The 6,948-nt window shown below is 64.3% G+C and carries 4 protein-coding genes; 1 reads left to right on the forward strand and 3 read right to left on the reverse strand.

What is annotated here, in order from left to right; translation table 11 throughout:
* From ACOJSJ_RS14955 to ACOJSJ_RS14965, 3 genes are all read right to left on the reverse strand, one after another.
* A complete protein-coding gene (locus ACOJSJ_RS14955; protein WP_420145770.1) occupies positions 1 to 1,314 on the reverse strand; it encodes a four-carbon acid sugar kinase family protein in 1,314 nt (437 codons plus the stop codon).
* 96 nt (positions 1,315 to 1,410) lie between these two features.
* Entirely contained in the window at positions 1,411 to 2,679 is a 1,269-nt protein-coding gene (locus ACOJSJ_RS14960) for a ribulose-bisphosphate carboxylase large subunit family protein (RefSeq protein ID WP_420145771.1), read from the reverse strand.
* Positions 2,680 to 2,681: 2 nt separating this feature from the next.
* Positions 2,682 to 4,514, reverse strand: a complete 1,833-nt coding sequence (locus ACOJSJ_RS14965; protein WP_420145772.1) for a beta-L-arabinofuranosidase domain-containing protein — start codon at positions 4,512 to 4,514, stop codon at positions 2,682 to 2,684.
* A gap of 98 nt (positions 4,515 to 4,612) precedes the next feature.
* Between ACOJSJ_RS14965 and ACOJSJ_RS14970 the strand changes: the two genes are divergently transcribed.
* On the forward strand, positions 4,613 to 6,676 hold the full coding sequence (locus ACOJSJ_RS14970; RefSeq protein WP_420145773.1) for a beta-galactosidase: 2,064 nt from the start codon (positions 4,613 to 4,615) through the stop codon (positions 6,674 to 6,676).
* Positions 6,677 to 6,948: the final 272 nt, after the last annotated feature.

A 6,948-nucleotide genomic window follows, 5' to 3' on the forward strand; every position in this document is an offset into this window, starting at 1 on the left:
CTATCCCCCGCGCCGCACCGTCTCGAAGAAATCCGGCGCGCCCATCTGCCCGCCTTTCAATACCAGTTCCAGCCCGTCCAGCGCCTGCTCCGTGGCGTAAGCCCGCACCAGCGGCGCGCCGCGCTCCAGGGGCGCGGCCCATGCGATCGCCTCCAGCCCCATCTGCGCCACGCCATGGCTGGACGTGTCGCCGCCCGCGAACAGCAGCCGCGCAATCCCTGTCCGCCGCACAACATCCCGGCTGACCCGCCCCAGCGCCGCGCCGATCGCCGCGCCCGCGGCAGGCACATCCTGCGCCAGCGGCCCCTCGGCCGAATGAACGACCACGCGCCCATTGTCGCCCAGCGCATCCACGGCAGCCGCGACCAGACGCTCTTCCTCAGCCGCGCTGCCGTCCAACAGCGCCGCGACATCCGCCTGCACCGTGGCAAAGCCATCGGCCCGCGCGACGGCAATCTGCACCGCGGTCACCGGCGAACAGCTGCCGCTCATCACCAGCAGCCGGTCAACGGTCCCGGCGCGGGGCAGGGGAGCAGGCGGCGGCACGATCCCCGCCGCCTGCCAGCCAAGGATCATCGCGCGCGTCACGCCCGAACTCCCCACCGCAAAACGGAACCTATCCCTCTGATGCGCCAGCAGCACGCGACCCACCGCGCCAAGGCTCGCTTCATCCATCCCGTCGAACATCATCGCGTCCGCGCCATCGGCCATAGCGTCCAGAAACAGCGCTTCCGCATCCCCCGCCTGTATCCGGTCGATGGTCGCCAGCGCAATCTTCGCCTCCGTCTGCCGCGCCAGATGCCGCCGCATGTCGGCTTCATCCATCGGCGTCACCGGATGGCGGGCCATCGTCGGGTGCCGGTCGATCCGATGCACCACGCCGCCCGCCGCCGCGAACAGCGTGCCGAATATCAGGTATCGCCCCAGATGCGGCGCGCCGATCATGATCGGCACGATTCCGCCCAGCGCGGCCTTCCCGATCTCCAGCGCCCGGCCGATCGATCCGACCGCCGGGCTGCTGTCGAATGTCGAACATGTCTTGTAATGCACAACAGGCGCGCCGCTATCGCCCAGCGCCGCAAAAACCCCCGGCAGATGCGCGTTCATCCAGTCCGGCGACTGGCTGCGCGCATCGCCCGCAAGGCCGATCGCCCGCACATCGGGAAAGCGCGCCAGCATCGCCGCATCGGGCTGCCGCAGGAACAGGATGGCCGGCACGCCGCCCTCGGCCAGCTGTTCCAGCACATCGGTCGACCCGGTAAAATCGTCGCCGTAAAAGGCATAGAGCAGATCGGTCATGATGGCTCCGCACATCTTTCCGTCATCCCAGCGAAAGCTGGGATCTCAGGCGGCGGCGCACAAACCCCGACCCACAAGATCCCAGGCCACAGTGGAATGACATGGCTCTTCTCAGGCAAAGGCCGCCAGCGCATCGCGCAATTCCGGCTCCTGCGAAGCGGCTTCGGTCAGGTCGACCCCGGCCACCGCCGCCGCCCAGGCCTGTTGCAATGCCCGCACGCCCGCGCCCGGTCCGCCCGGATGCGCCATGATGCCGCCGCCCGCCGCAAAGATGAGGTCGGTCGATCCCAATGCCGCGAATGTCGCAGGCACCTGCCGCGCCGATTGCCCGGATGAAAAGACCGGCATGATCTCACATCCCGCATGGGGCGCAGGGAACATCGGCGTCAGGCATGCGCGCGCCGACGCGATCACGCTCTCATTGCTCTCGCAAAATTTGTTATCGATGCCGTTCACATGGCTATGGTCGATCCCGGCCAGCCGCCATAATTTCTGGAACGCGATATAGCTCATGCCGATGGCGGGCGACCGCCCCAGCATCCCCCATCCATTGCGATGCCCATGGATCGGCAGCTGCGAATGGGCGCGCAGCATCTTCATCGCGGGCAGGCCGATGCTGTTCATGCTCGCCATGATGCATGTGCCGCCTTCGCGCAGCACATGGTCGTGCCGTTCCAGCATCTCATCCATGTCGCCGGTCAGGTTGGCGGCAAACATGACCTTCTTGCCCGTGCGCTCCGCATGGTCGTTGATGACGCGCATCACCGCGCTCACCCGCGCATCGAACGGGCAATGCGGCCCGTCCGCCTGCAATTCGTCATCCTTGATGAAATCTACGCCCGCTTCCACCAGCGCCCGCACCTGATCCGCCGTGGCCTCCGGCGACATGCCCACGCTCGGCTTGATGATGGTCCCGATCATCGGCCGGTCATGCACGCCCGCCAGTCTGCGCGTGCCCGCAACGCCGAATTGCGGCCCCTGATAACGGGTCAGGAAAGCGGGCGGCAATGTGACGTCCACCAGCCGCAGCCCGGAAAAGGCCTTCAGTTCCGACAGATTGCCGTTGATCGTCGCCAGCAGATTGGGCAGCGAAATGCCGAAATTGGATGTCGGCCAGGACAGCGTCACCCGCGCCCGCCGCCGCCTGCCGTCGCCACCGCCCTTGGGCAGCCCCGATCCCGGCAGCGAAGGCGCCGGAACCTCTCCCAGTTCCTCCAAAGCCTCGACCCGCGCCGCATGCGCTTCGCGCAGTTCGTCCGTTTCCCCCGGAACGCGGACGAAGGTGCCGGTCGACTGCTCGCCCGCCATCGTCGCCGCCGCCTGCTCCAGCGGAAAGGCCGTCTCGATCTCGTACGTCGCAAAAACCCGATCAGCTGTCATCGTCACGCAATCTTGAAATAGGTGTTGTACCGTTCCAGCCCCACGTTGAAATAGGGGATGAAGACAAGGTTCCGGCCGCCGGTTTCCATGGCATAGTTCAGGCCCGAACCCGGCACCGGCTTCAGCGACGCGGGCAATGCCAGCGGCTGATCCTCCACCCCGGTCCAGGGATTGAGGCCCACATACATCACCGCGCCGCGCATCACCGCCGCGATGTCCGGGTTCCTGTCATCGATGCTCAAGGTCCGCAGGGCCTGCGGCAGGGTCAGTTCCACCACGTCGCCCGCCTTCCATGTGCGGTCGACAACGGCCAACGTCCCCGGCTGCACGCCCTGCGCCGCGCCGTTGACGGAGAGCTGCGCGCCCTTCGCCCAGGCGGGAATGCGCAGCTTCATGGCGAAGCGGCCATTGCCCGGCGCGGTAACGGTCAGGCGGGTGGTGTCCTCCGCCGGATAGCTGGTCTGCTGCTCCACCTGCACCGCGCCGCCGGGGCGATCCCACTTCACGGTCGACGGCGCGAACATGTTCACGACCAGCGCATCATCGTCATGGAAATAGAGGTTCAGCACATAATCGGCGACGCCCTGCACCAGAGTGCCCGAACAACATGGCCATTTCTGATGATAATAGAGCTTCTCTGCCGCCGCCCCATAGTTGGAGTAATAGGGATAACCGCCATCGCTGTCGGGCAGGCGGGTCGCCAGCATCGTATTATAGAGCGTCCGCTCCAGCCCGTCGCCATAGACCGGCTCGCCGGTAAAGCGGGCCAGATAACGGGCCAGCTTCATGTCGGCAAAGCTGCCGCAGGGCGTTTCGAAATGCGCCTTGGACGATTTCAGGCTCGCGGCGAGCTTGCCCTGATGCAGCTCGACGAACTGCTCCTCCGGCCCCCAGCCGCCCGACGCGAAGCGCTGCGGCTCCATATAGGTCCATGCGTTGATCAGCGCCTTGCGATATTTCTCGTCGCCCAGATGCAGATAGGCCTGCGCGCCGGAACTCAGTGCAATGGTGTGGCTGTATGCATGCTTGGTCGGCAGCACGTCCTGTCCGGCCGCCAGCGGATCGAACCATTCCTTGTTCAGCAGATAATGGACTGCCATCTGCCGGTATTTTTCCTGCCCCGTAATCTCGGCGACATGGAACAGATTTTCCGACAGGACATAGGTTTCGTCGTAGGGCGGATCGACCTTGCCGATCCGGTCCCGCGACACGGGCGAAATATAGGGACGGCACTTCTCGATCGTGATCGGCAACAATGCCTTGGCCTGCTCCACACCCGACAGGCGGTATGCGTCGATCAGGCCGACGACATATTTGTCCATGGTATAGGCGGCCCACTGGTCCTGCGCCTTCGGCCCCGCATAGGGGTTCTTGGTCTTGGTGATGAACTCGCCAAAACCCTGCACCAGCGCCGCGACCTTGGCATGGACGGCCTTGTCGCCGGTCGTCGCGCCAATGCGCGCCAGTCCCGACACATATTGCCCGAACGCCAGACCGGGGACGAAGCCGTCGCGGTCATACCATCCGCCCATGTCCGGGCCGGGGGCGGGCAGCCCCGCCTGCTGGCGAAACACCTTCAGCGCCCGATCATTGTCCAGCGCCAGATAATGGGCATGGATATGGTCATAATGATCCTTGACCACGCCCCCAGTCAGCTGGACCGCGCCATAGGGAAATTCCCTGAGCACTTCCTTGCCGCGTCCCGCCGTCGCGGCGGCGAACGCCATGGACGACATGCCCAGCGTCCCGGCCGCCGTCGTCGCACAAGTGGCGCAATGGATGAACCCGCGCCGCGAAATGCCACCGCTGGCGTGGCTTTCATCATGATGCCCCATGATCATCCTTTCCCCGATTCTTCTTTGATTTCATGCGCAGGCTTGCGCTATGGATCGATTTAACAATATCATATGATAAATTGCAAGAGGAGGGATGAATGGTGAAGGGGTTTTGGGCGGCATCGCTGATGGGTCTGGCGGTGGCCGTCTCTCCTCTTGCCGCACGATCGCCCTCCTATCTGTCCCGCGCGACCCAGTTCGCGGACAAGCCCGCCGTTGCGGTGGGCGTTGCATGGTATCCCGAACAATGGCCCGAATCCCGCTGGGATGTCGACCTCCAGATGATGAAGGATACAGGCTTCAACACCGTGCGCATCGGCGAATTTGCCTGGAGCCGGATGGAACCGTCGGAGGGGCAGTTCGACTTCACATGGATGGACCGCGCCGTCGCGGCGGCCAAACGCCACGGCTTCATGATCGTCATCGGCACGCCCAGCGCCGCGCCGCCCGCATGGCTCACGCAAAAATATCCCGACACGCTGCGCGTCGATGAAAATGGCACGCGCGCAGGCCATGGCGGCCGCCGCCACTTCTCTTTCGCCAGCGCGCGCTATCGCGACCTGTCCCGCCGCATTGCCGTCGAAATGGCGAAACGCTATGGCAAGGACTCCTCGGTCGTCGGCTGGCAGATCGATAACGAAGTCGGCCCGCCCAGCTTCGACCCCGAATCCGTCGCAGCATGGCATAAATTCCTGAAAGTCCGCTACGGCAGCATCGACAATCTCAACCAGCGCTGGACCACCCAATATTGGAGCCAGCATTATAACGATTTCGATCAGATCCCGCTGCACGCCACGGGCCAGCAGAATCCCGGCCTGCTGCTCGACTTCAAACATTTCACCAGCGCCACCTGGACGGACTATGTGCAAAATCAGGCGCGCGCGATCCGCCCCCTGATCGACAGCCGCGCCTTCATCACCACCAACACCATGTTCTGGAATGCGGGCTTCGACCATTTCCAGATGCACCGCGATCTCGATATCGCCTCATGGGACAATTATATTCCGGACGGCCGCCCCGACTGGGTCGCCAACGGCGCGAACCATGATCTGGTGCGCGGTTATAAAAGGCGCAATTTCTGGCTGATGGAAACCCAGCCGGGCCGGGTCGACTGGGTGCCGGTCAATCGTTCGCTCGATCCGGGGCAGACCCGCGAACTGGCGTGGCAGGCGGTGTCGCATGGCGCGGATGCGGTCCTCTACTGGCAATGGCGTTCTCCCGCCAACGGACAGGAGGTGTATCATGGCGCGGTGCTGGGGCAGGATGGACTGCCCAATCCCGTCCATGGCGAAATCGCGCAGATGGCAAAGGAACTGACCGCCGCCGCCCCGCTGCTCGCCGATACCCAGCCCACGGCAAAGGTCGGCTTCCTCTTTTCCTACGACAGCCGCTGGGCCATCGACCTGCAACGCCATAACAAGGCGTTCGACCCCATCAAATCCTTCACCGACACCTATCGCCCCTTCCGCACAAAGGCGCAGGGCGTCGATATCCTGTCGGCCGACGACGATCTTTCCGCCTATCCGCTGGTCGTCGCGCCGAACCTCAATGTCATGACCGACGCGCAGGCCAAGCGCCTGGCCGCCTATGTGCGCGGTGGCGGGCAACTGCTGCTCGGCGCGCGTTCTGGCATGAAGGATGACGCCAATGCCCTTTGGCCGCAGCGCCAGCCCGGCCCGCTCGCCGATCTGCTCGGCGCGCAGGTGGAGCAATATTATGCGCTGGACGAAAATGTGGGGGTGAAGGGCGCCGTCACCGGCACCGCGACCCTGTGGGCGGAGGCACTCCAGCCCACCGCTTCCGACGCGCAGATACTGGCGACCTACGACAATCCGGGTGGCTGGCTGGACGGCAGGCCCGCCATCGTCTCGCGCAAGGTTGGCAAGGGCCGCATCACCTATCTCGGCGCATGGCTCGAACCCGGCCCGATGCAGCAACTCGCCGACCGCCTGCTGTCAGAGGCGAAGGTGGAGCCGATCGTCCCTAACGCGCATCCAGACCTCGAAATCAGCGAGCGCGCGGGCAAGGGCAAGCGCATCCTGATCGTCATCAACCATGGCAATAAAGCGCGTCCGCTCACCCCGCCGACCGGCGCAAAACTGTCGCAGGGCCAATGGCAGAATGGCCAGATGGCCCCCCACGGCATCGCCCTGTTCGAGTAGCAGTAGAAAGCACTATAAAAGCCCTCCCCGTCAGGGGAGGGGTTGGGGTGGGGCCGACGTTAGTCGTGATAATCTGTCCTACCCCTCACACCTTCGCTAACATCACCCCGGCTCTTTCCAACAGCTGATATGCCATCGACATAAAATGTCCGTCCCGCGTACATAAATGTCAAAATCAGCGGGAAATGTGCGAAGTTAAGCGTCAGAGCCTACCACGGCACCGACCGCGCCACCGCAATCCCGCGCACATCATTGGGCCATTTCCCGCTGAC

The organism is Sphingobium sp. (assembly GCF_048594625.1).
Taxonomy (GTDB): domain Bacteria; phylum Pseudomonadota; class Alphaproteobacteria; order Sphingomonadales; family Sphingomonadaceae; genus Sphingobium.

Excerpts from the sequence above, each read along its gene's own strand:
- ACOJSJ_RS14955 (WP_420145770.1), bottom strand. The coding sequence starts at position 1,314 with ATGTGCGGAGCCATCATGACCGATCTGCTCTATGCCTTTTACGGCGAC.
- ACOJSJ_RS14960 (WP_420145771.1), bottom strand. The coding sequence starts at position 2,679 with ATGACAGCTGATCGGGTTTTTGCGACGTACGAGATCGAGACGGCCTTT.
- ACOJSJ_RS14965 (WP_420145772.1), bottom strand. The coding sequence starts at position 4,514 with ATGGGGCATCATGATGAAAGCCACGCCAGCGGTGGCATTTCGCGGCGC.
- ACOJSJ_RS14970 (WP_420145773.1), top strand. The coding sequence starts at position 4,613 with ATGGTGAAGGGGTTTTGGGCGGCATCGCTGATGGGTCTGGCGGTGGCC.